We start from the raw sequence: 24,872 nt of genomic DNA, 5'->3' as shown, positions 1-24,872 counted from the left end.
CTCCGGGGCGACCGCCGCGATCGACACTGGCCGCGACGTTCCCGCCGCCGACGCCCGTCTGCTGGTCGCCGCGCCCCGGCCCAAGGCCGAATGGCGGGAGCGGGTGGCGGGGTCCGTGGCGGTAACCGAGCTCTCGCTGGCGGTAGAACCCCTTTTGGCGAGCAGCGCGACGCCCGGCGCCGCGGCCCCCGCCACCCCCGCTACCGCCACCGCAGCGGCCACGCCGCGTGCGGTGTCGCGGACCATCCGTCTGCCTGTCGACCTGCTCGACCGGATGATGGCGGGCGTGTCGGATATGGTCCTGGCGCGCAACGAGCTTGCCCGCCGCCTGCGGGAGAGCGGCACCGAGTCCACCGCCGAAGTCGCGTTCGAACGGCTGTCCTTGTGCATCGCCGAAATGCGCGACGCGATCACTCGCACCCGCATGGCGCGTGTCGAACATCTTTTCACCGCCTTGCCCCGCATGGTGCGGGACGTCTCCGCCGAACTCGGCAAGCAGGTTCAGCTGGAGATCGATGGCGGCGACGTCGAACTCGATCGTGAGATGATCGAAATGATCCGCGATCCGCTGACGCATATCGTCCGCAACGCGATCGACCATGGCATCGAGCGCCCCGAGGCGCGCATCCTGGCCGGCAAGCCGATGGCGGGCCGTCTCCATGTCAGCGCACGGCAGGTCGGCAACCAGATCCTGATCGAGATCATCGACGACGGCCGCGGCATCGACGCCGACAACCTGGTCCAGAAGGCGGTGTCCAATGGCGTCATCAGCCAGGAGCGCGCCGCGACGCTCAACTGGGACCGCAAACTCGAACTGATCTTCGAGCCAGGCTTGTCGACCGCGCAGGAAGTCACCGCGATTTCGGGCCGGGGCGTCGGCATGGATGTCGTCCGCGCCAATGTCGAACGGATCGGCGGCCTGGTCGATATCGACAGTCGTCCGGGGAAGGGACTGCGCCTGACGCTGCGCGTGCCGCTGACCCTCACCATCATTCCCGCGCTGACGATCAGCAGCGGCGGCCAGCATTTCGCGATCCCGCGTTCGGCGATCGACGAGATCGTCCGCATCGGCGGCGATGCGGTGAAGATGGGCACGCTCGGCGGCGCCGATATTGTCTTCATCCGCGGGACCCGCCTGCCGGTCGTCTCGCTCGGCGATGTCATCGGACTCACCGGGACATGCGAGCCTGCCAATCTCGTCGTGCTCAAGCTGTCGGGCGGCGCGCGCTATGCGCTCGCGGTCGAAGCGGTGCACGATCATGAGGAGCTTGTCGTGAAGCCCGCCGCACCGGTCGTCATGGCCTGCGGCATCTATGGCGGCACGACCCTGCCCGATAATAGCCGGCCGATGTTGCTGCTCGACGTCGCGGGCGTCGCCGAGAAGGCGGGCGTCCGCCGCGAGGAAAAGAATGCGGTCGATGCGGTTGCAGACGACGTCGAGGATGAGATGGAGGAAGCCGGCGCGGTTCCCGTATTGCTGTTCCGCGACCTCGACGGGATCGAGCGCGGTATTCCGCTCGCGCTGGTCGAGCGGATCGAGGATTGCTTCTCGTCGTCGATCGGCAAGAGCGCGGGCCGTGCGCGGTTGAACATCGACGGCCGTCTCGTGCCGCTGGTGTCGTGCGGCGCGCCGATCACCGACATGAAGGTTCGCGTGCTGCGCATGCATGACGGCAAGGAAGAGCTGGCCTACGCGATCGATAGCGTGATCGATATCGTCCCAGTGACGATCGACCTGCAACGCAACAGCGTGCCGGGGCCGGTGGCCGGAGTGATGCTGGTCGATGAACGTCCAGTCGAGTTCATAGATGCTTTCTGGCTGTTCGCGCAGGGGCTGGGCGCCGATCCGGCGCCCGCCGAACGCCCGGTCTGTTTGTTGTCCGATGACGATCCCTGGACCCGTCAGGTGCTGGCGCCGCTGGTCGAAGGCGCTGGTTACAGCGTAATTTTCCAGCAGGGCGATCAGCCCGTTGCCGCGGATCTGGTTATCGTGTCCGACGGATCGCCGGTGGAGCGGGTCGAGGCCGGCGCGCTGGTCCGGCTGCGTCCTACAGCCGAGGAGCGCGGCGCGTCGCCGGACAGCTTCTGGCGATATGATCGCGCCGGCCTCACCGCCGAGCTGCGCAGGCACTGGAGCAAGCGGGGCGCATGATGATGCAGGATCTTTATCTCATAGTCGAAGTCGCCGGCCAGCGCGCCGCACTCCCGGCTTGCTATGTCGAGTCGGTCGTCGAGGTGGAGGATATCGCGCCGGTGCCTTGCGCGCCGCCGCACGTCTTCGGCCTGTTCGCGCTGCGCAGCCGGGTGCTGACGGTGATCGATACGATCGCGGCGCTGGGCGAAGGGCGTAGCGCCGCGGGGGAGAAGCAGGCGGTGATCGTTACCGTCGACGGGCATCTCTATGGCCTGCTCGTCGACAATGTCGACGATGTCGTGGCGATCGAGGCGGCTCCGGCCCAGCCGCGCGCGCTGCTGTCGCCGGGCTGGGTCCGTTTTTCGACCGGTGTTCTCGAGCATGAGGGGCAGCCGCTGCTGCTGATCGACGTGCCGGCGATGATTGCCGGGCCGCTTGATCTGGCCGCCTGACCCCCCGTTAACGGGGCGCTTACCGATATCGCTTAATCATGGTGCGCCAATACGCACTCAAGACGGAAGATCGTGATGAAGACCTGCCTGGTGGTTGACGATTCCAAAGTGATCCGAAAGGTCGCTCGTCACATATTGGAAGCTCTGCATTTCAACGTCGAGGAGGCGGGTGACGGCCGCGAGGCGCTGGATCGCTGCACGATGGGGCAAGCGTTGCCTGACGTGATCCTGCTCGATTGGAACATGCCGGTGATGACGGGGATGGAGTTCCTGCGCTCGCTGGGCGCGTCGGGCCTGTCCAGCCGCCCCAAGGTGGTGTTCTGCACCACCGAGAACGACATTGCGCATATCCGCGCCGCGATCGACGCGGGCGCCGACGAATATATGATGAAGCCTTTCGATCGCGAGACGCTCGAAAGCAAATTGCAGCTCGTTGGCGTCGCCTGAGCCATGTCGGTGGCGGCCCAACGGGGCAACGTCAGACTAGGAACGACGGATAGCGGACGGCCAACGGTCCGCCCGATCCGCGTGCTGCTGGTCGACGACTCGCTCGTCGCCCGTACCGTTCTGGCGCGCCTGTTGGACAACCGTCCCGAGTTCGAGATTGCGGGCGCCGCACCCACCGCCGATCAGGCGATCGTCTTCCTGGCCACCCATGACATCGATATCGTCGTGCTCGATGTCGAGATGCCCGGCAAGGATGGGCTGACCGCACTCCCCGAAATCCTCGAAGCAAGCCACGGCGCGCGCGTGCTGATCGTATCCTCGGCCGCGGAAGCGGGCGCGTCGGCGACCGTTCGGGCGCTGACCTTGGGCGCCGCCGACACGCTTCTGAAGCCCACCGCCGGCAATTTCGCGGGCGAGTTCGCGCATAAGTTCGTCGATGCGCTGCTGCGCATCGGCCACGCCAACCATATTCATGAACGTAACGAAGGAAGGGCGCGCGATGCCGCGCCCCGTCCGGTCGCGCCCACGCCGATCGTTGCTTTGCGCGCGGCGCACAGCGGAAAGATTTCCTGCCTCGCAATCGGCGCGTCGACCGGCGGACTGCACGCGCTGTCGGCCTTCCTGCGGCGGCTGTCGCCCGCGTTCAAGGCGCCGATCCTCATCACCCAGCATCTGCCGCCGCCCTTCATGCCCTATTTCGCCGCGCAGCTGCGCGACATTGCCGGCCGCCCGACTTCGGTTGCCGCCGAGGGCACGCCGCTGGTCCCGGGCGAGATGCTGGTGGCTCCGGGCGAGGGGCATATCCGCCTCGTCCGCAATGGATCACGCGTCGTAGTCCGGATCGATTCCACACCCGCGCCCAGCCGCTGCATGCCCTCGGTCGATCCGATGTTCGAAGCGGTGGCGGAGGTCTACGGCGCCGAAGGCGTCGGGGTCGTGCTGACCGGCATGGGCCGCGACGGCACCATAGGCGCGGAGGCGATTGTCCGCTGCGGGGGCGAGATACTGGCCCAGGATTCCGGAACGTCGGTAGTCTGGGGAATGCCGGGTTCGGTCGCGCAGGCGGGGTTCGCCTCGATGGTGATGCCGCCCGAGGACCTCGCCCGGCATGTCTGCAACCGGGCGTTCGGTGCTGCGTGGAAGTAAGTCCCCGCGCGGCCCTGATCATAGCGAGCCTCTTCGAGAAGGCCACAGGCCAGCTGTTGTCGCAGGATCGCTTCTGGCGGATTGGAACCACGCTCAGCCCTTTCTGCCGGGCGCGGGGCATCGACAGTTTCGATCGGCTCGCGCTGACTCTCGAACGCTCCTCCGATCCCGAGCTGTCGCTCGACATGATCGACGCGCTGCTCAACAACGAGACCAGCTTCTTCCGCGATGCGGTGGTGTTCTCCCACATCGCAGACCAGATCCTGCCGCAGATCGCCGCCAACCGGCAGCGCGAGAAGCGCATCCGTGTCTGGTCCGCGGCCTGTTCGACCGGCCAGGAAGCCTATTCGCTGGCGATGCTCTTCGCCGAGCAGGGTGATCGCTGGAACGGCTGGAAGATCGAGATATTGGGTAGCGACATCTCGCGCTCGGCAGTCCAGCAGGCGCGCGGCGGACTCTATACGCAGTTCGAGGTGCAACGCGGCCTGCCGATTCGCCAGCTCATCGCCTGGTTCGATCCGGTCCTCGATCAGGGGTGGCGCGCGAAGCCCGCATTGACGTCGGTCGTCACCTTCACGCGCCACAATCTGCTCGGGCCGCCACCTGCCGGTGGGCGCTTCGACCTGATCCTCTGCCGCAACGCGCTACTCTATTTCTCGCCAGAGCGGCGGCATCAGCTTCTCGAGGGGCTTTCGCTGGCGCTCGCATCCGATGGGGCGCTGCTGCTCGGCGCGGGCGAAACCGCGCTCGGCAACTCGACCCGCTTCATCAGCGATCCGGTGGCGCAGACAGTCTATCGCGCCGCCGCCTATACGGGATTGTCGAACGCAGCCTGACGCGTTGCGCCCGGCGTGCCGGCAGGGCTAATGGTGGGGGATGAGCGAGATCATCGACTGCCTGTCTCCCAACCATGATGAACGCGTCCTGCCGATCTCGATGCTGGTGCTCCATTATACCGGTATGCAGGATGCGGCTTCGGCGATCGCGCGGCTGACCGATGCCGAAGCGAAGGTTTCCAGTCATTATCTGGTCGCGGAGGACGGACAGGTCATGCGTCTGGTGCCCGAGGAACGGCGCGCCTGGCATGCCGGCAAGTCGCGCTGGCGCGGCATCGCCGACGTCAATTCGGCGAGCATCGGGATCGAGATCGTCAATCCGGGTCACGAGCTGGGCTATCGTCCCTTTCCCAAGGCGCAAATGGACGCGCTGGTGCCGCTGATCGCGGACATCGTGCAGCGCCATGCCATCGAGCCGACGAACGTCGTCGGCCATTCGGATGTCGCCCCGGCGCGCAAGCAGGATCCGGGTGAGCTGTTCGACTGGCCGCTGCTCGGCAAGCTGGGCCTCGCGCTCAAGCGGCCACGCCATGGATTGCAGGACCCGCACTGGACGCCAGGCGGCTTCCTGCTCGCGCTCGAACGCTTCGGCTATGACGTCAGCGATGGCCCGGCTGCCGTCACGGCCTTCCAGCGCCGCTTCCGGCCCGAGACGATCGACGGCATCGCAGACGGCGAAACGCGGGGAATTCTCCTGCGCCTGCTGCTCCACCGCGAGGGTGACGGATTGCTTGAGCCCCGCCACGATCCGGCCTAACAGGGCCACGCCAGAGGGTCGGGCGATCGCCGCGCAGCGATGCGGGGAGGAAAGTCCGGGCTCCAAGGAGTAACGGTGCCGGGTAACGCCCGGCGGGGGCGACCCCAGGGACAGTGCCACAGAAAGCAGACCGCCCGGCGGACCCTCACGGGTTCCGGGCAAGGCCGAAAGGGTGCGGTAAGAGCGCACCGCGGTCCCGGTAACGGGAACGGCATGGTAAACCCCACCGGGAGCAAGATCGAATAGGGACGGCGCATGGGCTACTCCGCCCGGTCGTCCGGGTTGATTGCTGGAGGCCGGGCGCAAGTCCGGTCCTAGAGGAATGATCGCCCATCCAGTGCAAACTGGTGGACAGAACCCGGCTTACAGACCCTCTGGCATTTTTCGCGTTACAATTGTTGATTTGAGTAGCGCCGCCGGACGCGGTTTATCTCGCCAAGCCGAAACCCGTTCGAAGGCATCGTGGTTTCCGTAACGTGGAATCGACCGGGGCCCGCGCTCGCAAGCGCGCGCAGCGCAGTATCCGGGCTGGTCCGCGCGGACATCTATAGGACACGTAAGTTTCTCTCCATTGCATCCCCGTTCCGGTCTCCTATCTTCGGGGTCTGAGTTCGGAGGACGTAATGGCTAAGGAAATCGCGACGCTGGCCGGTGGCTGCTTCTGGTGCGTCGAGGCGGTGTTCGACGATGTGATCGGGGTGAGTACGGTCGAGAGCGGCTATATTGGCGGGCATGTCGCAAACCCGACCTATAAGCAGATATGCAATGGCGATACCGGCCATGCCGAGGCGATCCGCATCACCTTCGATCCCGACGTGATCAGCTATGGCGAGCTGCTCGACATCTTCTTCCACGTTCATGATCCGAGCCAGCTTAACCGCCAGGGTAATGATGTGGGCACGCAATATCGCTCGGCAATCTTCCCGCATTCGCCCGAGCAGGAGGCCGAGGCGCAGGCCGCGATCGGGCGTGCCCAGGCCGACTGGCCGCAGAAGATCGTCACCACGATCGAGCCCGACGCCCCGTGGTATGAGGCCGAGGATTATCATCAGGAATATTTCGCCAAGGAGGGCGCGAACAACGGTTATTGCGTGATGGTCGTCGCGCCGAAGCTGGCGAAGTTTCGCAAGAGCTATACGGCGCGCCTGAAAGACAGCGCCAAGGCCTGAGCTATGGGCGCGGCGCTGCCGCCCGTTTCAACCGGTCGTTGATCGCGAGGCCCAGGCCCGTATCGGGAATCCGCGCGATCGCGATGGCCGATGCCTCCGATTGATCCGCCTGGTGGAGGATATCAAACAGGCGGGCCGCGGCCTCGGTAAGGGCGCCGGACGGGGACAGGTTCGCTTCGCCCTCGACCGTGCCGAAGCCGATGAGGAATTCGCCGGGCGCGGCGTTTCCGGCATCGAGCCGAACCGGCTTGGACGGCGCATAATGGCTGAGCATCTGCCCCGGGGCCTCGATCGTCCCATTGTCGGTGCTATCGACCGCCAGTCCGCTTGCCGCTTCCAGCATCTCCACCGTGATGCTCCCCGGCCGCAATAGCCTAAGCCTGTTGTCGGCGACCGCGACGATCGTCGATTCGATCCCTACCTCGGTCGGACCACCGTCGAGCACCAGTGCGATCCGGCCATCGAGCGAACGCGCGACATGATCGGCGCGGGTCGCGCTGATCGCGCCGCTGGCGTTGGCGGAGGGCGCCGCAAGCGGGCGTCCGGTGGCGTCGATCAGCGCGCGCATCACTGGATGTGATGGCATGCGCACCGCGACGGTGGGCAATCCAGCCGTCACGAGGCTGGCGATCGGGGCATCGGCGGCCTGGGGCAGCACCATCGTCAGCGGTCCCGGCCAGAAGGCGTCGGCGAGGCGGCGCGCGATAGAGGAGAACTGCGCGATGCTTTCCGCCATCGCAAGGTCGACGACATGGACGATCAGCGGATTGAAGCTGGGCCGCCCCTTGGCGGCATAGATCGCGGCGACCGCATCGCCCGATGTCGCGTCCCCGGCGAGGCCATAGACGGTCTCGCTCGGCACGCCGACCGGTTGTCCCTGCACGATCAGTGCGGCGGCTTCGGCTATGCCGGCCTTGTCGGCGGGAATGATACGGGGGGCTGTCACGTCCGCGCCGCTATAGCGCGCGGCGGCGAAGGGCAAGGATCAGCTGTCGACGCGCTCGAGCAGATCGGCCGGATCGATCTTCAGCCGGCGCATGCTGCGCACAACGCGCGGCCATTCCTCGCGCAGGAAACTCTCGCGGGCGTCGCGGCGCAACCGGGTAGTGGCGCCCTCGGCGACGAACATACCGACGCCGCGCTTCACCGAGACGAAGCCTTCGTCCTGAAAACCCTGATAGGCCTTGGCCGCCGTCAGCGGATTGGCGCCATGCTGCGCGGCGAAGGCGCGCACCGAAGGCAGGGCGTCGCCATCGCCATAGGTGCCATCGAGAATCGATTCGGCGATGATGTCGCGAAGGCGGAGATAGACGGGGCGATCCTGGCTGCTCATGGCGTCACACTGTGCTAACACAGCATGGCGCGTCAATGGCAATCAGCCTTTCCACGTCGAAACGACAGCTTCATAGGCCGGGCGCGGGCGCTCCTCGAGTTCGCGTGACGGCGAACCGAGGAACAGAAAGCCGGCGATCCGGTCCTGCGGCGCGCCGCCCAGCGACGCCAGAACCGCGGCGTTATAGGTCGGCCAGCCGGTCAGCCAGCTGCCGACGAAGCCTTCGGCATGGGTCGCGACCAGCAGGTTCATGCAGGCCGCACCCGCCGACAGCTGTTGTTCCCAGACGGGGATCTTACTATTCTCGACCGGGGTGGACAGCACCGCGACCAATATTGGCGCCTGCCGCGCGAACTGATCCATCGCATCGAGTTCGAGCCGGCCCGCACCCGCCTTGTCGGCGCGGTAGGCGTCCTTGAGCAGGTCCGCGAAGGCTGTGCGGCGGTCGTTTTCGATGATCACGAAGCGCCAGGGCGCAAGCTTACCATGATCGGGCACACGCATCGCGGCCTCCAATATCCGGCGCAGTTGCGCGGCGTCGGGGCCCGGCGCGATCATGTCGCGCGGCTTGCCCGAACGGCGGGTGGCCAGCAGGGCAGCTGTCGAGGAGAGATCGTTGAACATGGGCGGCTCCTTAGCCGAACAATAACCGGCTTCACAGAGCCGGATTCGACGCTACTCTTTACATCCATGAAGGCACGGGCGCTTGGGGGAGCGCCGCCTGCCATAGAACGCAGAACAGAAAGAACTTCATGGTCAATCCCGACGCTGACGCGACAACCAAGCCCGGTTCACCCCATATCAGCCGATCCGATGGCGACACATGGTTCGGACATCCCCGGCAGCTGGCCCGGCTCTTCTCGACCGAGGCGATGGAACGCTTCGGCTATTACGGGATGCGGGCGCTCCTGACGCTCTACCTGACCCAGCATTTCCTGTTCAGCGACCAGACCACCAACGGCCTCTATGGCGGATTCACCGCGCTGGTCTATCTCACGCCGCTGATCGGTGGCCTGCTTGCCGACCGCTATCTGGGTTCGAAGAAGTCGGTGAAGTTCGGCGCGATCCTGATGTCGCTCGGCTATCTGGTGCTCTGCTTCGGCGGTCCCACCGCCAAGCCCTATGCGATGGTCGACGGCACCCGCTACGAAGTCGTGATCGATGACGCCAAGCAGCAATATGTCATCGATGGCGCGCAGAAGCTGGCGATCAAGGGGCAGGAGGACGGCTCGGTCCATCTCGTCGCGCCCGACGGCGCCGTCGCGCGTGACATTCCCAAGGGCGGCTTCACGTCAGACGCGGACCGCAGCGATTTCTATACCGGGCTGATGCTCGTCGCGCTGGCGATGGTCACGATCGGCAACGGCTTCTTCAAGCCGAACATCTCGACGATCGTCGGCACGCTCTACGAACAGGGCGATCGCCGTCGCGACGCCGGCTTCACCATATTCTACATGGGCATCAACCTCGGTTCGCTCTTTTCGCAGATACTCTGCCCATTTCTGGCGGTCGCGCTCGGCTGGTGGGCTGGCTTCGGGCTCGCGGCGATCGGCATGATGATCAGCTGGGCGCTGATCCAGTTCGCGGGCGAGAAGCTCGAAGGCTATGGCGATCCGCCCCCCGGCCAGACGAAGGACCGCTCACTGCTGATCTATATCGGTGCGCTCGCCGCGATCCCGGTCGGCTGGTTCCTGTTCATGAACCTGATGACCTCCGCGCCCGCCGCCGCGGGGAGCGGTATCGTTGGCTATCTGCTGGCGCTGCCGATCATGGGCAAGGTGCTGTTCTTCACCTTCCTGCTGTCGGTGATCGGCATCCCGATCTGGGCTTATAAGGTGGGCAACAAGGTCGAGTTCCAGATGATGGTCGCGGCGATCGTGCTGATCATCTTCAACGTCGTCTTCTGGACGCTGTTCGAACAGGCGGGCTCCTCGCTGACCTTGTTCGCCGACCGCAATACCGACCTGACGGTCATCGGCGACTGGAAGATGAGCGCGGGGCAGACGCAGTTCTTCAACGCCTTCTTCATCGTCGTGCTGGCCCCGCTGACCTCGATCATGTGGAACGCGCTGGGTCGGCGGGGAATCGAGCCCTCTATTCCCATCAAGTTCGCGATCGCACTGGCGGGCGTCGGCCTCGGCTTCCTGGCGCTGGTGTGGGGCACGGCCTATGCCGGGCCGGACTTCAAGGTGGCGCTCTGGTGGCTCGCGCTGCTCTACCTGATCCATTCGATGGCCGAACTGTGCATCTCGCCGGTCGGGCTCTCGATGATCACGAAGCTGTCGATCGTGCGCGTGGTCGGCCTGATGATGGGCCTGTGGTTCCTGTCGATCAGCTGCGCGCAATATGTCGCCGGCGTCGTCGCGCAATTCGCCAGCGTCGAGACCGTTGGCGGACAGGTGACGAACCTCAAGGTCAGCCTGGAAACCTATGCCGCCGTCTTCGAGACGATCGGCTTCATCTCGATCGGTATCGCCGTGGTGCTGTTGTTCGTTTCACCGCTCATCAAGAGGTTCATGCACGGTGTCCAGTAAGCTCAAGCTCAGCATCGCGCTGGCGCTGGTTCTCAGCGCCTGCACCGGCGGGGCCGCGCCCAAGTCGGCCTCTGCGGACAACGCCGCCCCCGGCAAGGGCAAGGGCTTCGACCGCGATCCCTATCCCTCGACCTACCGCACCTATCCGGGCGTGCGCACCGCTATCGTCGGTGCGACCGTCTATGATGGCGAGGGCGGGCGGATCGAAAATGGGACCGTCCTGCTCGCCGACGGCAAGATCGTCGGCGTCGGCGGCTCCGATCTTGCCGTGCCGAAGGGCGCGGCGCTGATCGACGGCAAAGGCAAATGGGTGACGCCCGGCGTCATCGACGTGCACAGCCATCTCGGCGACTATCCCTCGCCCCAGGTGAAGTCGCTGTCGGACGGGAATGAGGCGACCGCACCCGTCACGGCGGACGTCTGGGCGGAACATAGCGTCTGGCCGCAGGATCCTGGCTTCAGCCGCGCGCTCGCCAATGGCGGCGTGACGACGCTGCAGATCCTGCCGGGGTCGGCCAATCTGTTCGGTGGCCGTTCGGTGACGCTGAAGAATGTTTATGCGCGCACCGTGCAGGGCATGAAATTTCCCGGTGCGCCTTATGGGCTGAAGATGGCCTGCGGCGAAAACCCGAAGCGTGTCTATGGCGGCAAGAACCGCCAGCCATCGACCCGCATGGGCAACGTCGCGCTGGATCGGCAGACATGGATGAAGGCCGCCGATTATCGCCGCAAATGGGACAAATATGAGGAAAAGGGCGGCGAGCCGCCCGCGCGCGATGTCGCGATGGAGACGCTCTCAGGCGTGCTGAGCGGCGACATCCTCGTCCACAACCATTGCTACCGCGCCGACGAGATGGCGATCGTCCTCGATATGGCGAAGGAGTTCGGTTACCGCGTCACCGCCTTCCATCACGCGGTCGAGGCCTACAAGATCGCCGACCTGCTCAAGGCCAATGGCGCCTGCGCCGCGGTCTGGGCCGATTGGTATGGATTCAAGATGGAAAGCTACGACGGCATTCCCGAGAATCTTGCGATTCTCCAGCAGGCGGGCGCCTGCGTGATGATCCATTCCGATGATCAGAACGGCATCCAGCGGCTGAACCAGGAAGTGGCTAAGGGCGTCGCTGCCGCGCGGCGCGCGGGTATCGCCATCCCCGACGAGCTCGCCTGGACCTGGCTCGCGATCAACCCGGCTCGCGCGCTGGGCATCGCCGACCGGACCGGCAGCCTGAGGCCCGGCAAGATGGGCGATGTCGTGCTGTGGAACGGCAATCCATTCAGTGTCTACACGCGGCCCGAAAAGGTCTGGGTCGATGGGGCGATGCTCTATGACGTCAACAATCCGAGGCTCCGGCCGGTCAGCGACTTCGAGCTGGGCCAGCCCGGTGAGGGAGATGTGAAATGAAGCATCTCCTTCTGGCTGCCGCTGCTCTGATCGTGGCTCCGCACGCCAGTCCTCTTTGGGCCGAGACTATCGCCATCACCGGCGGCACGGTCGCGATCGGCGATGGCTCCGCGCCGATCCGGGGCGGCACCGTCGTCATCGCCAACGGCCGCGTCGTCGGCGCGGGCGCGGGCGTCGCGGTTCCGGCTGGCGCGAAAGTGATCGATGCCAGCGGCAAATGGGTTTCGCCCGGCATCATCGCGGCGGTCAGCACGCTGGGTATCCTCGATGGCTATGGCCTGTCGGAAACCAACGATGCTTCGGCCGACAAGTCGCCTTTCTCGGCGGCGATCGATATCGCGCCCGCGATCAACCCGACCGGCCAGCGCATCGCCACCGAACGCTCGGCCGGCGTCACCCGCGCCTTCGTGATGCCCGGAACCGGCAACACGATGTTCGCGGGGCAGGGCGCGGTGATCGACCTGGGGGCGGACTATGATCCGGTAACGCGCCCGCGCGCCTTCCAGTTCGTCGAACTGGGCGAGGACGGGGCGGGGCCGGGGGGCGGCAGCCGCCCGGCGGCGCATGTCCTGCTGCGCACGGCGCTGGCGGCGGCGGCCAACCCGGCGGCGATCGAGATCGCGGGCAAGGATTCGCTGATCACCCGCCAGGATGCCGAGGCGTTGGCCCCGGTGATCCGCGGCGCGATCCCGTTGCTCGCGCATGTCGAGCGCGTCACCGACATTAAGGCGGTTCTCGCGCTCAAGGCGCAATATCCGGCGCTGAAGCTCGTGCTGGTCGGCGCGACCGAGGGCTGGATGATCGCCGACCAGATCGCCGCCGCGCGCGTGCCGGTGATTGCCGCGGCGCTGGTCGATCTGCCCGAGAAGTTCGAGATGCTCGCCGCCACCCAGTCGAATGTCGGGCGACTGACCCGCGCGGGTGTCACGGTAGCGATCTCCAATGCCGATATCTCGGAAGGACCTTATGAGTCCTACCTCGCGCAATATGCCGGCAACCTCGTCGCGCTGACGAAGGTGCCGGGTGCGCAGGGGCTCGACTGGGGCGCGGCCTTTGCGACGATCACGTCGAAGCCGGCCGCCGCGATCGGCATGGATGGCGAACTCGGGTCGTTGCGGCCTGGCCGCCGCGCCGATGTCGTGATCTGGGACGGCGATCCCCTCGAACTGGCATCGGCGCCGGAGGCGATTTTCATCGATGGTGTTTCCCAGCCGATGACGAGCCGTCAGACCAAGCTGCGTGATCGCTATCTCGATCCGGTCGAGAAGGCGCTGCCCAAGGCCTATGAGCGTTGACGATCGCGTAGCCCCGGCCCCCGGGTCTGGCTTAGCCAGCCCGAGGACGGGCATCGCCCGGGGCCGCCATGAAGGATACACCGTCCTCGCCGCTGGCGGCCCCGGCCTCCGCCGGGGCGACGGCGATGGCGGGGCTTGAGGCCCGGCGAAAATCGGCGCATCTAGCGATCCGATTTCGTTGGGGGCTTTTTGATGGCGCGTAAATATTTCGGGACTGACGGCATAAGGGGCCGGACCAACGAAAGCCCGATGACCGCCGAAATAGCCATGAAGGTGGGGCAGGCTGCGGGCGCGCATTTCCTGCGCGGCGATCACCGCCACCGGGTCGTCATCGGCAAGGATACGCGCCTGTCGGGCTATATGATGGAATCGGCGCTGGTCGCGGGTTTCACCAGCGTCGGGATGGATGTCGTGCTGATGGGGCCGATGCCCACGCCGGCGGTCGCGATGCTGACACGGTCGATGCGCGCGGACCTGGGCGTGATGATCTCCGCCAGCCACAATATGTTCGCCGATAACGGCATCAAGCTGTTCGGGCCCGACGGCTACAAGCTCTCCGACAATGACGAAATGGCGATCGAGGCCCGGCTCGACAAGCCAGTCAAGCTCGCGCCTGCCGCGGATATCGGCCGCGCCCGCCGGGTGGAGGATGCGCGGGGCCGCTATGTCCATGCGGTCAAGTCGAGCTTCCCCGAGCATCTGCGCCTCGATGGCCTGCGCGTGGTGGTCGATTGCGCCAATGGCGCGGCCTATGAGGTCGCCCCTTCGGCGCTGTGGGAGCTGGGTGCCGACATCATCACCATCGGAGTCAATCCGAACGGCATCAACATCAACGACAAATGCGGCTCGACCGATACCAAGGCGCTGCAGGACAAGGTCCGCGAGACCCGCGCCGATATCGGCATCGCGCTCGACGGCGACGCCGACCGGCTGATCGTGGTCGACGACAATGGCAAGGTGGTCGATGGCGATCAGCTGATGGCGCTGGTGGCGCATGGCGCGCACCAGCGCGGCGAGCTGAAGGGCGGCGGTATCGTCGCCACCGTGATGTCCAATCTGGGGCTGGAGCGCTTCCTGGCGGATAAGGGGCTGGGCCTTCACCGCACCCAGGTCGGCGACCGCTATGTGGTCGAGGCGATGCGCGCCGAGGGCTATAATATCGGCGGCGAGCAATCGGGCCATATCGTCATGTCGGATCATGCGACGACCGGCGACGGCCTCGTCGCGGCGCTTCAGGTGCTTGCCCAGCTGGTCGAGAAGGGCCGGCCGGCGCATGAGCTGCTTCACCTGTTCGATCCGCTGCCGCAACTGCTCAAAAATGTCCGTTTCACAGGCGGCGAACCGCTCAAGGACGACAAGGTTATCGCGGCGATCGCCGATGCCGAGCAGAAGCTCGACGGCACGGGCCGGCTCGTCATCCGCAAATCGGGAACCGAACCGCTGATCCGGGTGATGGCCGAGGGCGAGGACCGCAAGCTCGTCGAATCGATGGTCGACCAGATTTGCGAGGCGGTGCGTAAGGCGGCGTGAGGAAGGCTTCGTGACCATCGCGCGCGTGCTGATCATCGCCGGCTCGGACTCGGGCGGCGGCGCGGGCATTCAGGCCGACATCAAGACGGTCACATTGCTCGGCGGCCATGCGATGACCGCGATCACCGCGATCACCGCGCAGAACACGCTGGGCGTCACCGGCGTTCACCCCATTCCAGCCGAAATGGTGATCGCCCAGATCGATGCTGTGGTGTCCGACATCGGCGTCGATGCGATCAAGATCGGCATGATCGGGTCGTCAGCGATCGTCGAGGCGGTGGCCGACCGGCTCGCCCTCGCCGATCTCGCTGCGGTGCCGGTCGTCTTCGATCCGGTGATGATCGCGACGAGCGGTAGCCGCCTCGCCGACGACGCGACGATCGCGGCCTTTGGACGGCTGCTGCGGCGGGCGACGGTGTCGACCCCCAATTTGGATGAGCTTGGCGCATTGAGCGGTGGGGCCCCGACGACCGAGGAGGAGATCGCGGCGGCGGCGAGTCACTTGCTCGCCGGCACGGGCAATGGCGCCATATTGGCGACTGGGGCTACCTCGACCGATCAGTTATTGCGCGACACCCTCTTTCGGCGCGGCGAGGCGGCTGTCAGCTGGGAAGGCGGCAGGATCGACACCATTCACGATCATGGTACCGGTTGCACGCTCGCCAGTGGTATCGCGACGGGCCTTGCCCAGGGCATGTCGTTACCCGATGCGATCGGTCGCGCCCGCGATTTCGTCCGTGCGGCGTTGCTCGCCGCGCCGGGGTTGGGACAGGGGCATGGTCCGATGGGGCACCGCGCCCTCTGAACCGTCAGGCAGGTTCGAAACCCAGCAGTGCGGCCAGATCGACGCGCTGACGGCTGATATCCGCCAGCGTGTAGCGATCGAGCACCGCGAGGAAAGCCGCCAGCGCCTCACCAAGCACGCCGTTGAGCCCACAGGCGGGCGCGATCACACAGGCATCGCAATCGGCTAGGTTTAGGTCGGGCTCGCCATGGCGCACGACCGCGCCGACGCCGATTTCTTCCGGCGCGCGGGCGAGCGCGATGCCGCCGCCGCGGCCCCGCACCGTCCGGATAAAGCCGGCGCGGCCCAGCATATGGACCACCTTCATCAGATGATTTTCGGAGATCGAATAGGCGCGCGCGATTTCGGCGATCGACGCGAGCCGGTCTGGGCGGGCCGCAAGATGGATCAGCGTGCGCAGCGCATAATCGGTATGGCGGGAAAGGCGCATGGCATCTGATAGCTCGATTTAAAGATGGATTCGAATTGCATCTTTAAACGACTCTATATAGATGTATCTGTAATGCATCTTCTACGGAGTCGTCATGACCAAGCAGCTTTCGCCCGAGACCATCGCCATCGTGAAGTCGACCGCGCCCGCGCTCCAGCAACATGGTGTCGCGATTACGACCCGCATGTACGAGCGCCTGTTCGTCGATCCGGAGATCAAGGCGCTGTTCGATCAGGCCGCACAGGAATCGGGCGAGCAGCCCAAGCGGCTCGCCGGCGCGATCCTCGCCTTTGCGAAGAATGTGGACAATCTCGGTGCGCTCTCCCAGGCGGTCGAACGGATGGCGGCGCGGCATGTCGAGACCGGCGTGAAGCCCGAACATTATCCCGCCGTGGCCGCCGCGCTGCTACCCGCGATAAAGGATGTGCTGGGCGACGCGGTTAACGAGGAAGTGCTCAATGCCTGGGGCGAGGCCTATTGGATGCTCGCGGACATCCTTATCGGCGTCGAGCAGACGAAGTATCGGGCAGCGGCGTAACGGCTTTTCACTTTCCCGTGACAGCGGGAAGAGGGCTCAAATAGAAAAAGGCCGCCCGGATCGCTCCGGACGGCCTTTTTTCTGGTCTGGCTAAAGCCTCAGGCCTCGTCGGCCGAAGCTTCCCCGGCTGGCTGCTCTTCGAGCAGATCCGTGGCGATCTCGCCGGGTTCGGCGTTGGGATCATAGTCCTCGGTGAAGCCGGCTTCGTCACGCTCGAACATCGAGGCCATGACATCGACGCCCTGCGACTGCAGCTCGGCCTCTTCGGGCGAGCGGGCGACGTTGACGGTGATGATGCGGCTGACTTCGGCGTGAAGGACGACCTTTACCTCATGCACGCCGATCGTCTTGATCGGGCGGCTGAGAACGATCGCCGACTTGGCGACCTTGATGCCGTCCTCGGCGAGTGCGTCGGCGACGTCACGGGTCGAAACCGAACCGTAAAGCTGGCCGGTGTTCGACGCCTGACGGATCAGGATGATCGACTTGCCATCGAGGCTGCCGGCTTCGCTTTCCGCGTTGACGCGGCGGTTGGCGTTGTCGGATTCGATCGTGGCGCGGTTTGCCTCGAAGACCTTCTTATTGGCTTCGTTGGCGCGGAGCGCCTTCTTGCGCGGCAGCAGATAGTTGCGCGCGAAGCCGGCCTTGACCGAGACGACGTCGCCGATCTGGCCCAGCTTTTCAACGCGTTCGAGCAGGATCACGTCCATGTTGGCGGTCCTCCCTTCTTACTTGACGATGTACGGAAGCAGCCCGATGTGACGGGCGCGCTTGATCGCCTTGGCGAGTTCGCGCTGCTTCTTGGCGGAAACCGCAGTGATGCGGCTAGGGACGATCTTGCCACGTTCGGACACGAAGCCCTGCAGCAGACGAACGTCCTTGAAATCGATCCGGGGAGCATCCTTCGCGGAGAAGGGGCAGCTCTTGCGGCGGCGGAAAAATGCGCGTGCCATGTGTCTCTATCTCCTTACGCGAATTCGCGGTCTTCGCGGCGGGGGCGATCGCCCCGATCGCCACGATCACCACGGTCGCCCCGATCACCACGACCGTCACGGCGGCCGTCACGCTCGTTGCGCTCGCCACGACGCATCATTGCGGACGGGCCCTGCTCGAGCTCGTCGAAACGAATGGTCATATAGCGGATCACGTCTTCGTTGATCGCCGTCTGGCGCTCGAGTTCCGCGACGACGCCCGCAGGGGCATCGATCTGGAGCATCACATAATGCGCCTTGCGGTTCTTCGCGATGCGATAGGCGAGGCTGCGAAGCCCCCAGGTCTCGGTCTTGACGACCTTGCCCTTGCCATCTTCGACGATCTTGGTGGCGGCTTCCGCCAACGCGTCGACCTGCGCTTGCGCCAGGTCCTGACGCGCGAGAAACACATGCTCATAGAGAGCCATGTTCGCGTCTTCCTTCATTTGGCCGATCGCTGACGCCGTGCCAATCACGGGCGCCCCTCCGGCTGTCTTTCAAAATGAGCAAGGGCGGAGAACGAGTCTCCACCCCGGCTGCGGCGGCCTATGGCGGAGTATGGCGTCGAAAGCAAGGCCGCGCGGGGGAACCGGGCCCGGTGGGGATGGTTGTGCAACCGCAACGGGTGTAGGACCATATGATGAAGCTTCATTGATGCGCTCTTGGGGATATCGTCTCCCGATAATGATCGCAGCATCGTCGGTGCTGGCGATGCCGCTGGAGGCCGCCACGCCGCGGCAGATTCTTGCGGAAGCCGCCTTCCAGACCCGCGACAAGGCGACCGCACTCGCGCAGATTGCCGAGGCCGAGAGGGGCGCGGTGGCCCAGCTTGCTGCCGACGCGGGTGATCGCGACGCTACCTTCGTCCGTGCGATGGCGCTCGGCTATCGCGCCAAGCTGGATCGTAGCCGCGCCGACGCGATGGCTGCGCGCAAGCAGTTCGAGGCGCTGGCGGCGGCCGACCCGCGCGACCCCGATGCGGCGGCGGCGGTCGGCACCTGGCATCTAGATTCGGTGATCGATCTCGGCGGGCTGGTCGCGGGTATGGCGATCGGCGCCAAGAAGGCGATCGGGCTCGCGATGATGGACCGGGCCGTTACGCTGGGTGGCAATCGCGCTATGTATCCCGGTCTCGCGGCGCTGCTGCGGCTATCGATCGATCCCGCCGATCCTCGTGGACGCGCGCTGGCCGAAAAGGCTAGCGCCGCCGCCACGCCGCAGCCGCTCGATCGCGTGTTCCAGCGTAGCGCCGTGGCGATGCTCGCGCCGCTCAAGGCGGGCAACCATAAGGCCGTTCAGACTCTGGCCCGACAGTTGTTGCCGTTCGGTCGCCTGAAGCGATAAACCAACCGCAGGCTTTGCGCTTGCCACTGCGTCCAAGCTTTCCTAGTGCCGCACGCCAGAACAAGGGAGCCCCCGATGCGTGCATTCATCTTCCCCGGACAGGGCAGCCAGGCCGTCGGCATGGGTCAGGCGCTGGCCGCCGCGAGCCCCATCGCGCGCGAAGTGTTTCAGGAGGTCGACGATGCGCTCGGCCAGAATCTCTTTAAGCTGATGGTCGAGGGGCCGGCCGACGAGTTGATGCTCACCGAAAACGCCCAGCCGGCGATCATGGCGAATGCCATCGCAACCTGGCGGGTTCTCCAGAGGGAAGGCGGGATCAGCCTGGCCGACAAGGCGGCGTTCGTCGCCGGTCACAGCCTGGGCGAATATAGCGCGCTGTGCGCCGCCGAGGCGATCGACCTTGCCACCACCGCGCGGCTGCTCAAGCTGCGCGGCCAGTCGATGCAAGCGGCGGTGCCGGTCGGCGTCGGGGCGATGGCAGTGTTTCTGGGCCTCGATTTCGAGGGCGCGCGCGCGGTCGCCGAAGAGGCCGCCCAGGGCGAGGTCTGCGAGGCCGCCAACGACAACAGCAATCGCCAGGTCGTCGTTTCGGGTCACAAGGGCGCCGTCGAGCGCGCGATCGAGATCGCCAAGGCGAAGGGGGCGAAGCGTGCGTTGCTGCTGCCGGTCTCCGCGCCGTTCCACTGTTCGCTGATGCAGCCCGCCGCCGAGGCGATGGCCGAGGCACTGGGCAAGACCGCGGTGCAGAGCCCGCTGGTGCCGGTTTACGCCAATGTAACCGCGGCGGCGGTTGCCGATCCGCAGGATATCGTAAAGCTGCTTGTCCAGCAGGTGACGGGCACGGTGCGCTGGCGCGAGAGCGTCGCGGCGATGGCCGATGCCGGGGTGGAGCAGTTCGTCGAATTCGGCGGCAAGGTCGTCGGTCCGATGGTCAAGGACATCACCGATAAGGCGACCGCGACCAGCGTGGTGAGCATGGACGATATCGAGGCGATCGCGGCGACGCTGTAGCAATTCGTCATGTCAGCGAAGGCTGGCATCTCATGGGCAAGGGCGCGAACCCCCGCCTGAGATCCCGGCCTTCGCTGGGATGACGCTTGAGGGAAGGGAAGAAACATGTTCGATCTTTCAGGCATGACCGCACTGGTCACAGGCGCATCGGGCGGCATCGGTTCGGCGATCGCAAAGGCGCTTGCCGCGCAGGGCGCCAAAGTGGCGCTGTCGGGCACGCGCGAAGATGCGCTGAAGGCGGTGGCGGCGGAGATCGGTGGCGATGTCGTCATCCTGCCGTGCAATCTGGGCGATGCGGCGGAGGTCGACGGGCTGATCCCGCGCGCGGTCGAGGCGCTCGGCGGCAAGCTCGATATCCTCGTCAATAACGCCGGCGTCACTCGCGACAATCTGATCATGCGGATGAAGGACGAGGAATGGGATCAGGTGATCTCGGTCAACCTCGAGGCCGCCTTCCGCCTGATCCGCGCATCGACCAAGCCGATGATGAAAGCGCGCTTCGGCCGCGTCATCACCATCACGTCGATCGTCGGCACCACCGGCAACCCGGGACAGGCCAATTACGCGGCGTCGAAGGCTGGTCTCGTCGGAATGTCCAAGGCGCTGGCGCAGGAGCTGGCGAGCCGGAACATCACCGTCAACTGCGTGGCGCCGGGCTTCATATCCTCGGCGATGACCGATGGATTGCCCGATGCGCAGAAGGAAGCGCTGATGGTCAAGATTCCCGCCGGCAAGCTGGGCGAGGGCAGCGACATCGCCGCAGCGGTCGTCTATCTGGCCAGCCCGGAGGCATCCTATGTCACCGGTCAGACGTTGCATGTGAACGGTGGCATGGCGATGATCTGAGGCGGCTTCCCAGCTTTCTTCAGTACGCCCGCTATAAAGCATGCTTGCAAGGCTTGCCGGCCCTCGTTAGGGCAGGCGAAAGAGACCCTAAGGAAGGTTTAGAACATGAGCGAGACCGCCGAGCGCGTTAAGAAGATCGTTGTTGAGCATCTGGGCGTAGAGGCCGAGAAGGTCACTGAAGAAGCCAGCTTCATCGACGATCTGGGCGCGGACAGCCTCGACATCGTCGAGCTGGTTATGGCCTTCGAAGAAGAATTCGGCGTGGAAATCCCTGACGATGCGGCCGAGAAGATCGCGACCGTCAAGGACGCCATCAGCTATATCGATAGCAACAAGGGCTGATCATTCCGCCGGCCGGCCGTTGATCGACCGGGGCAGGTGATAGAGCCGAGCAGTTTCAGCGGCTCCCCGACCCCGGACTATCCGATGGGACGGGGAGCCGCTTTGCCGTTCGAGACGAAGGGGGCACACCCCAAAAGCAGGAGAATGCCATGCGTCGCGTGGTCGTAACCGGATTGGGCCTTGTCACGCCGCTGGGCGCGGACGTCGAGACCGCCTGGGCGAATATCATCGCCGGCAAATCGGGCGCGGGGAAAATCACCCGCTTTGATACCACCGATCATGCCTGCACGATCGCCTGCGAGGTAAAGCCCGCCGACCATCCCTATGGGTTCGATCCCAACAAGCGCGTCGACCATAAGGTCCAGCGCCAGGTCGATCCCTTCATCATCTACGGCATCGACGCCGCAGGGCAGGCGCTCGAGGATGCGGGCCTGACCGAGATGACCGAGGAAGAGAGCTACCGCGCCGGCCTGTCGATCGGTTCGGGCATTGGCGGCCTTCCCGGCATCGCCAGCGAATCGCTCGTCTGCGAGAACAAGGGTCCGCGCCGCGTATCGCCGCACTTCGTCCATGGCCGGCTGATCAATCTGATCTCGGGCCAGGTTTCGATCAAATACGGTCTGCGCGGGCCGAATCACGCGGTCGTCACCGCCTGTTCGACGGGCGCGCATGCGATCGGCGATGCCGCGCGCATGATTGCGATGGACGATGCCGACGTCATGCTGGCAGGCGGCGCCGAGGGCGCGATCTGCCCCCTCGGCATCGCCGGCTTCGCCCAGGCGCGCGCGCTGTCGACCGATTTCAATGACGAGCCCGAAAGGGCATCGCGCCCCTACGACAAGCGCCGCGACGGCTTCGTGATGGGCGAAGGCGCGGGTATCGTCGTGCTCGAGGAATATGAGCATGCCAAGGCGCGCGGCGCGAAGATCTACGCCGAAGTGATCGGCTATGGCCTGTCGGGCGACGCCTATCATGTCACCGCGCCGCACCCGGAAGGGTCGGGCGCTTACCGTTCGATGGCCATGGCGCTCAAGAAGTCAGGGCTCCAGCCGTCCGATATCGACTATATCAACGCGCACGGTACCTCGACCCCGCTGGGCGATGAGCTTGAGGCCGGCGCGGTCCGCCGCCTGTTCGGCGATGCGCTCAAGACTGTGTCGATGAGCTCGACCAAGTCGGCGATCGGCCATCTGCTGGGCGGCGCGGGCGCGGTCGAATCGATCTTCTGCATCCTGGCGATGCGTGACCAGATCGTGCCGCCGACGCTCAACCTCGAAGACCCCAGCGACGGTCTGGAGGATTTCGACCTGGTCCCGCTCAAGGCCAAGAAGCGCAAGGTGAAGGCGGTGCTGAACAACAGCTTCGGCTTTGGCGGCACCAACGCCAGCCTCATCATGCGCGCCGTCGAGGATTGAGACGGCGCAGGAAGCCATCGGTGATCCGCCGCCTCATCGCCCTGATCCTGATCCTCGGCCTGATCGGGGTCGGGGCGGCGGCCTGGATATCGCGCGACTGGTGGGGTGACGGCCCGCTTCAGGCCGAAACCAGCATAAGGGTCGAGAAGGGCGATACGCTCGCCGCTGCGGCGCGCAGGCTGGAAAAGGCCGGGGCAATCCGCTCGACCACCAATTTCCTGCGCTTCGCCAGGCGCTTTGGTTCCGAAGACCCGATTCGCGCGGGCGAGTTCCAGTTCCCACCGCATGTGAGCGGGGCGCAGATTCTCGACATCCTCCAGCATGGCACGCCGGTCCAGCGTCTGGTGACGATCCCGGAGGGGATGGCATCGATCCTTGTGTACGAGCGGCTGATGGCGGTGCCCGAACTCACCGGCCAGATTGCAGTGCCCGCCGAAGGATCGGTGCTGCCGGACAGCTACAGCTATGAGGCAGGCGAGCCGCGCGCGGCGGTGCTGGCGCGGATGCAGACCGCGATGCGCCGCGCGCTCGACGAGGCCTGGGCGGCGCGCAAGCCGACCACGGTGGCGCGCACCCCGCGCGAGGCGCTGATCCTCGCCTCGATCGTCGAGAAGGAAACCGGGGTTGCCTCGGAGCGGCCGATGGTCGCTTCGGTCTACACCAACCGGGTGCGCGAGGGGATGAAGCTGCAGGCCGATCCGACGGTGATCTACCCGATTACCAAGGGAAAACCGCTCGGCCGCCGCATCAGGCGGTCAGAACTCAACGCGGTCAACGGCTATAACACCTATGCCTCGGCGGGACTGCCCGCGGGCCCCATCGCCAATCCGAGCCGCGCCGCGATCGAGGCGGTGCTCGATCCGGCGAAGAGCGCGGCGCTCTATTTCGTGGCGGACGGCAAAGGCGGGCATGTCTTCGCGAAGACGCTGGCCGAGCATAATGCCAATGTGCAGCGCTTCTACGCGATCCGCCGCTCGCGCGGCGAGATGTAGCGCCGCGCGCCGCGCCGGTCTTCGCCGGGGTGACGGATGGTTCAGCCGATCCAGCCTTTCTTTTTCGCCGATGTCGCGAACCAGAGTTCGACGACCGCCATCAGGAGGATGAAGGCCGGGAACACGGCCGAATGCCAGCCCATGATTTCATGTGTCTTCATCACCCCGAACGAATAGCCGAACTGGACGATCACGGCGATCAGCGAGAGCAGGTAAAGCGGCTGCGCCCAGACGCGGCGAAGCAGCAATGCCACCGAGCCGAGGGTGCCGCTCCACACTGCGACGCCATAGACCCACCAGAGCCAGCCTGGCATCGCGGCTATGCAGTCGGCGGCGAGCTTGCCCATCGAGGCGACCATCGCGTCATAGGGCGTGGTCAGTTGCGAGTAGAAGGCGAAGATGCCCGCGCAACCCCACAGCAGGAATACCGCGCCGACAAGCCAGAACCATCTGGGAAGGGCCATGTTATCGCTCATCATTCATCTCCCGATATCAAACTGTGATGCGATGAAGACGGCACGCATCACTCCGATCCTACAAAGGTCGTGACATTGTCAGCCGAGCCAGCCCTGGGCCTTGGCGCAGCAGGCAAAGGCGATCTGGCCGACTGCGACCAGCGCGATGAAGGCAGGAAAGGCGGCCGAAGACGCGCCGAGCCTCGACATGCCCTTATAGACGATGAAGAACCATCCGAACTGGACGATCAAACCGACAAGCGAGGCGATGAAAAAGGGGCCCGCGGCCAGGCTGCGCAGCAGCAGCGCGATCGCACCGAACAGGCCGGCGCTCACCGCGACGACATAGGCGATCCTGGCGGCCTTCGGCATGGCTAGCCATGCGTCGCGCTGATTTTCGGGCAAGGTTGCGATCCTGTCGGCGCTCATCGCCATCTGGCCATAGCAAGCGCCACAGCCGATCATGTTCCAGATCAACAGGATAGCCGAGACAATCCAATACCATATGGGAACCACGGCGACCTCCCCCAATCGCTTTCGTTACGGGAAGATGCGCCTGTTCTTGAAAGATGACAATGGCGCTTTGTGGTCCAGCTTTGCTGTATGTGCGGTACCGGCAAGCTGCTCCGCCCAGCCTCCCGATCCAGCATGTGATATCGGATGGTTGGGCGGGGAGCGGCCGGTA

28 protein-coding genes and 1 other RNA gene are annotated in these 24,872 nt (G+C 65.3%); 20 read left to right on the top strand and 9 right to left on the bottom strand.

Annotated elements, in window-relative coordinates; translation table 11 throughout:
* The 8 genes from WP12_RS08980 to msrA all read left to right on the top strand — a co-directional run.
* A partial coding sequence (locus WP12_RS08980) for a chemotaxis protein CheA (protein ID WP_046193368.1) occupies positions 1-2,152 on the top strand: 2,152 nt, incomplete at its 5' end.
* Positions 2,149-2,586 (top strand): chemotaxis protein CheW, encoded by a 438-nt coding sequence (locus tag WP12_RS08975; protein ID WP_235399072.1) that lies wholly within the window; start codon positions 2,149-2,151, stop codon positions 2,584-2,586. The genes WP12_RS08980 and WP12_RS08975, both read left to right, overlap by 4 nt.
* Positions 2,587-2,661: 75 nt before the next feature.
* Positions 2,662-3,033, top strand: a complete 372-nt coding sequence (locus WP12_RS08970; RefSeq protein ID WP_046193366.1) for a response regulator — start codon at positions 2,662-2,664, stop codon at positions 3,031-3,033.
* 9 nt (positions 3,034-3,042) lie between these two features.
* Positions 3,043-4,179 carry a chemotaxis-specific protein-glutamate methyltransferase CheB gene (cheB, locus tag WP12_RS08965; RefSeq protein WP_235399071.1) on the top strand — a complete coding sequence of 379 codons (1,137 nt, stop codon included), beginning with the start codon at positions 3,043-3,045 and terminating at the stop codon, positions 4,177-4,179.
* Complete coding sequence (locus tag WP12_RS08960; protein WP_046193365.1) at positions 4,170-5,015, top strand: CheR family methyltransferase; 846 nt, start codon at positions 4,170-4,172, stop codon at positions 5,013-5,015. Before cheB ends, WP12_RS08960 begins: the two co-directional genes overlap by 10 nt.
* Positions 5,016-5,055: 40 nt before the next feature.
* The gene (locus WP12_RS08955; protein WP_046193364.1) at positions 5,056-5,772 is read left to right on the top strand and encodes an N-acetylmuramoyl-L-alanine amidase; all 717 of its coding nucleotides are present in this window, start codon (positions 5,056-5,058) and stop codon (positions 5,770-5,772) included.
* Positions 5,773-5,782: 10 nt separating this feature from the next.
* Positions 5,783-6,154: RNase P RNA component class A (rnpB, locus tag WP12_RS23415), an RNA gene on the top strand.
* 241 nt (positions 6,155-6,395) lie between these two features.
* Positions 6,396-6,941, top strand: a complete 546-nt coding sequence (msrA, locus tag WP12_RS08950; protein ID WP_046193363.1) for a peptide-methionine (S)-S-oxide reductase MsrA — start codon at positions 6,396-6,398, stop codon at positions 6,939-6,941.
* A gap of 1 nt (position 6,942) precedes the next feature.
* Here msrA and WP12_RS08945 read toward each other — a convergent pair whose 3' ends face one another.
* Genes WP12_RS08945 through WP12_RS08935 form a run of 3 tightly spaced genes read right to left on the bottom strand, consistent with a single transcriptional unit; the run spans position 6,943 to position 8,898 of the window.
* Positions 6,943-7,887 carry an L-threonylcarbamoyladenylate synthase gene (locus tag WP12_RS08945; RefSeq protein ID WP_046193380.1) on the bottom strand — a complete coding sequence of 315 codons (945 nt, stop codon included), beginning with the start codon at positions 7,885-7,887 and terminating at the stop codon, positions 6,943-6,945.
* A 39-nt stretch (positions 7,888-7,926) separates the two neighbouring features.
* Positions 7,927-8,274, bottom strand: a complete 348-nt coding sequence (locus WP12_RS08940; protein ID WP_046193362.1) for a GntR family transcriptional regulator — start codon at positions 8,272-8,274, stop codon at positions 7,927-7,929.
* Positions 8,275-8,316: 42 nt separating this feature from the next.
* Entirely contained in the window at positions 8,317-8,898 is a 582-nt protein-coding gene (locus tag WP12_RS08935) for a nitroreductase family protein (RefSeq protein WP_046193361.1), read from the bottom strand.
* 128 nt (positions 8,899-9,026) lie between these two features.
* Between WP12_RS08935 and WP12_RS08930 the strand changes: the two genes are divergently transcribed.
* From WP12_RS08930 to thiD, 5 genes are all read left to right on the top strand, one after another.
* Positions 9,027-10,808, top strand: a complete 1,782-nt coding sequence (locus WP12_RS08930; RefSeq protein ID WP_046193360.1) for a peptide MFS transporter — start codon at positions 9,027-9,029, stop codon at positions 10,806-10,808.
* Positions 10,798-12,213 carry an amidohydrolase gene (locus WP12_RS08925; protein ID WP_046193359.1) on the top strand — a complete coding sequence of 472 codons (1,416 nt, stop codon included), beginning with the start codon at positions 10,798-10,800 and terminating at the stop codon, positions 12,211-12,213. Before WP12_RS08930 ends, WP12_RS08925 begins: the two co-directional genes overlap by 11 nt.
* Positions 12,210-13,508, top strand: coding sequence for an amidohydrolase family protein (locus WP12_RS08920; protein ID WP_046193358.1), 1,299 nt, complete (start codon positions 12,210-12,212; stop codon positions 13,506-13,508). The genes WP12_RS08925 and WP12_RS08920 overlap by 4 nt, the downstream gene beginning before the upstream one ends.
* Before the next feature lie 192 nt (positions 13,509-13,700).
* Positions 13,701-15,038 (top strand): phosphoglucosamine mutase, encoded by a 1,338-nt coding sequence (gene glmM, locus WP12_RS08915; RefSeq protein WP_046193357.1) that lies wholly within the window; start codon positions 13,701-13,703, stop codon positions 15,036-15,038.
* Positions 15,039-15,048: 10 nt separating this feature from the next.
* Complete coding sequence (gene thiD, locus WP12_RS08910; protein WP_046193356.1) at positions 15,049-15,843, top strand: bifunctional hydroxymethylpyrimidine kinase/phosphomethylpyrimidine kinase; 795 nt, start codon at positions 15,049-15,051, stop codon at positions 15,841-15,843.
* A gap of 4 nt (positions 15,844-15,847) precedes the next feature.
* Here thiD and WP12_RS08905 read toward each other — a convergent pair whose 3' ends face one another.
* Entirely contained in the window at positions 15,848-16,273 is a 426-nt protein-coding gene (locus tag WP12_RS08905; RefSeq protein ID WP_046193355.1) for an Rrf2 family transcriptional regulator, read from the bottom strand.
* Between the two features lie 94 nt (positions 16,274-16,367).
* On the opposite strand from WP12_RS08905, the gene WP12_RS08900 reads away from it, so the two are divergent.
* Positions 16,368-16,811 carry a globin domain-containing protein gene (locus WP12_RS08900; protein WP_046193354.1) on the top strand — a complete coding sequence of 148 codons (444 nt, stop codon included), beginning with the start codon at positions 16,368-16,370 and terminating at the stop codon, positions 16,809-16,811.
* Between the two features lie 98 nt (positions 16,812-16,909).
* On the opposite strand, the gene rplI is transcribed toward WP12_RS08900, so the two are convergent.
* Genes rplI through rpsF form a run of 3 tightly spaced genes read right to left on the bottom strand, consistent with a single transcriptional unit; the run spans position 16,910 to position 18,210 of the window.
* The gene (rplI, locus tag WP12_RS08895) at positions 16,910-17,521 is read right to left on the bottom strand and encodes a 50S ribosomal protein L9 (protein ID WP_046193353.1); all 612 of its coding nucleotides are present in this window, start codon (positions 17,519-17,521) and stop codon (positions 16,910-16,912) included.
* Between the two features lie 18 nt (positions 17,522-17,539).
* On the bottom strand, positions 17,540-17,764 hold the full coding sequence (gene rpsR / locus WP12_RS08890) for a 30S ribosomal protein S18 (protein ID WP_046193352.1): 225 nt from the start codon (positions 17,762-17,764) through the stop codon (positions 17,540-17,542).
* Between the two features lie 14 nt (positions 17,765-17,778).
* A complete protein-coding gene (rpsF, locus tag WP12_RS08885; protein WP_046193379.1) occupies positions 17,779-18,210 on the bottom strand; it encodes a 30S ribosomal protein S6 in 432 nt (143 codons plus the stop codon).
* 256 nt (positions 18,211-18,466) lie between these two features.
* Here rpsF and WP12_RS08880 point away from each other — a divergent pair, with 256 nt between their 5' ends.
* The 6 genes from WP12_RS08880 to mltG all read left to right on the top strand — a co-directional run bounded on the left by WP12_RS08880 (position 18,467) and on the right by mltG (position 23,732).
* Complete coding sequence (locus WP12_RS08880) at positions 18,467-19,126, top strand: hypothetical protein (protein ID WP_235399070.1); 660 nt, start codon at positions 18,467-18,469, stop codon at positions 19,124-19,126.
* A 75-nt stretch (positions 19,127-19,201) separates the two neighbouring features.
* A complete protein-coding gene (gene fabD / locus WP12_RS08875; RefSeq protein WP_046193350.1) occupies positions 19,202-20,137 on the top strand; it encodes an ACP S-malonyltransferase in 936 nt (311 codons plus the stop codon).
* 105 nt (positions 20,138-20,242) lie between these two features.
* A complete protein-coding gene (gene fabG / locus WP12_RS08870; RefSeq protein WP_046193349.1) occupies positions 20,243-20,983 on the top strand; it encodes a 3-oxoacyl-[acyl-carrier-protein] reductase in 741 nt (246 codons plus the stop codon).
* Between the two features lie 105 nt (positions 20,984-21,088).
* Complete coding sequence (locus tag WP12_RS08865; RefSeq protein ID WP_046193348.1) at positions 21,089-21,325, top strand: acyl carrier protein; 237 nt, start codon at positions 21,089-21,091, stop codon at positions 21,323-21,325.
* Between the two features lie 149 nt (positions 21,326-21,474).
* The gene (gene fabF / locus WP12_RS08860) at positions 21,475-22,740 is read left to right on the top strand and encodes a beta-ketoacyl-ACP synthase II (protein WP_046193347.1); all 1,266 of its coding nucleotides are present in this window, start codon (positions 21,475-21,477) and stop codon (positions 22,738-22,740) included.
* Positions 22,741-22,760: 20 nt separating this feature from the next.
* Positions 22,761-23,732: an endolytic transglycosylase MltG gene (gene mltG, locus WP12_RS08855; RefSeq protein ID WP_084691053.1), complete on the top strand. Its 972-nt coding sequence runs from the start codon at positions 22,761-22,763 to the stop codon at positions 23,730-23,732.
* A 41-nt stretch (positions 23,733-23,773) separates the two neighbouring features.
* On the opposite strand, the gene WP12_RS08850 is transcribed toward mltG, so the two are convergent.
* Together WP12_RS08850 and WP12_RS08845 are read right to left on the bottom strand one after the other, a co-directional pair.
* Positions 23,774-24,208 (bottom strand): hypothetical protein, encoded by a 435-nt coding sequence (locus WP12_RS08850; RefSeq protein ID WP_235399069.1) that lies wholly within the window; start codon positions 24,206-24,208, stop codon positions 23,774-23,776.
* 78 nt (positions 24,209-24,286) lie between these two features.
* The gene (locus WP12_RS08845) at positions 24,287-24,703 is read right to left on the bottom strand and encodes a hypothetical protein (protein WP_046193378.1); all 417 of its coding nucleotides are present in this window, start codon (positions 24,701-24,703) and stop codon (positions 24,287-24,289) included.
* Between the last annotated feature and the right edge of the window lie 169 nt (positions 24,704-24,872).

Origin of the sequence: Sphingomonas sp. SRS2, assembly GCF_000971055.1 — a bacterium.
Classification (GTDB): domain Bacteria; phylum Pseudomonadota; class Alphaproteobacteria; order Sphingomonadales; family Sphingomonadaceae; genus Rhizorhabdus.
The sequence above is the reverse complement of the archived record's forward strand: the minus strand, read 5'-3'. Positions and strand labels throughout refer to the sequence as shown.

Coding starts and splice junctions, on each gene's coding strand:
- WP12_RS08850 (WP_235399069.1), bottom strand. CDS start 24,208: ATGAGCGATAACATGGCCCTTCCCAGATGGTTCTGGCTTGTCGGCGCG.
- WP12_RS08930 (WP_046193360.1), top strand. CDS start 9,027: ATGGTCAATCCCGACGCTGACGCGACAACCAAGCCCGGTTCACCCCAT.
- WP12_RS08955 (WP_046193364.1), top strand. CDS start 5,056: ATGAGCGAGATCATCGACTGCCTGTCTCCCAACCATGATGAACGCGTC.
- WP12_RS08920 (WP_046193358.1), top strand. CDS start 12,210: ATGAAGCATCTCCTTCTGGCTGCCGCTGCTCTGATCGTGGCTCCGCAC.
- rpsF (WP_046193379.1), bottom strand. CDS start 18,210: ATGGCTCTCTATGAGCATGTGTTTCTCGCGCGTCAGGACCTGGCGCAA.
- WP12_RS08880 (WP_235399070.1), top strand. CDS start 18,467: ATGATCGCAGCATCGTCGGTGCTGGCGATGCCGCTGGAGGCCGCCACG.
- WP12_RS08905 (WP_046193355.1), bottom strand. CDS start 16,273: ATGCGCCTTTCCCGCCATACCGATTATGCGCTGCGCACGCTGATCCAT.
- glmM (WP_046193357.1), top strand. CDS start 13,701: ATGGCGCGTAAATATTTCGGGACTGACGGCATAAGGGGCCGGACCAAC.
- WP12_RS08940 (WP_046193362.1), bottom strand. CDS start 8,274: ATGAGCAGCCAGGATCGCCCCGTCTATCTCCGCCTTCGCGACATCATC.
- WP12_RS08865 (WP_046193348.1), top strand. CDS start 21,089: ATGAGCGAGACCGCCGAGCGCGTTAAGAAGATCGTTGTTGAGCATCTG.
- fabF (WP_046193347.1), top strand. CDS start 21,475: ATGCGTCGCGTGGTCGTAACCGGATTGGGCCTTGTCACGCCGCTGGGC.
- fabG (WP_046193349.1), top strand. CDS start 20,243: ATGTTCGATCTTTCAGGCATGACCGCACTGGTCACAGGCGCATCGGGC.
- msrA (WP_046193363.1), top strand. CDS start 6,396: ATGGCTAAGGAAATCGCGACGCTGGCCGGTGGCTGCTTCTGGTGCGTC.
- WP12_RS08970 (WP_046193366.1), top strand. CDS start 2,662: ATGAAGACCTGCCTGGTGGTTGACGATTCCAAAGTGATCCGAAAGGTC.
- rpsR (WP_046193352.1), bottom strand. CDS start 17,764: ATGGCACGCGCATTTTTCCGCCGCCGCAAGAGCTGCCCCTTCTCCGCG.
- WP12_RS08975 (WP_235399072.1), top strand. CDS start 2,149: ATGATGATGCAGGATCTTTATCTCATAGTCGAAGTCGCCGGCCAGCGC.
- rplI (WP_046193353.1), bottom strand. CDS start 17,521: ATGGACGTGATCCTGCTCGAACGCGTTGAAAAGCTGGGCCAGATCGGC.
- WP12_RS08900 (WP_046193354.1), top strand. CDS start 16,368: ATGACCAAGCAGCTTTCGCCCGAGACCATCGCCATCGTGAAGTCGACC.
- WP12_RS08935 (WP_046193361.1), bottom strand. CDS start 8,898: ATGTTCAACGATCTCTCCTCGACAGCTGCCCTGCTGGCCACCCGCCGT.
- fabD (WP_046193350.1), top strand. CDS start 19,202: ATGCGTGCATTCATCTTCCCCGGACAGGGCAGCCAGGCCGTCGGCATG.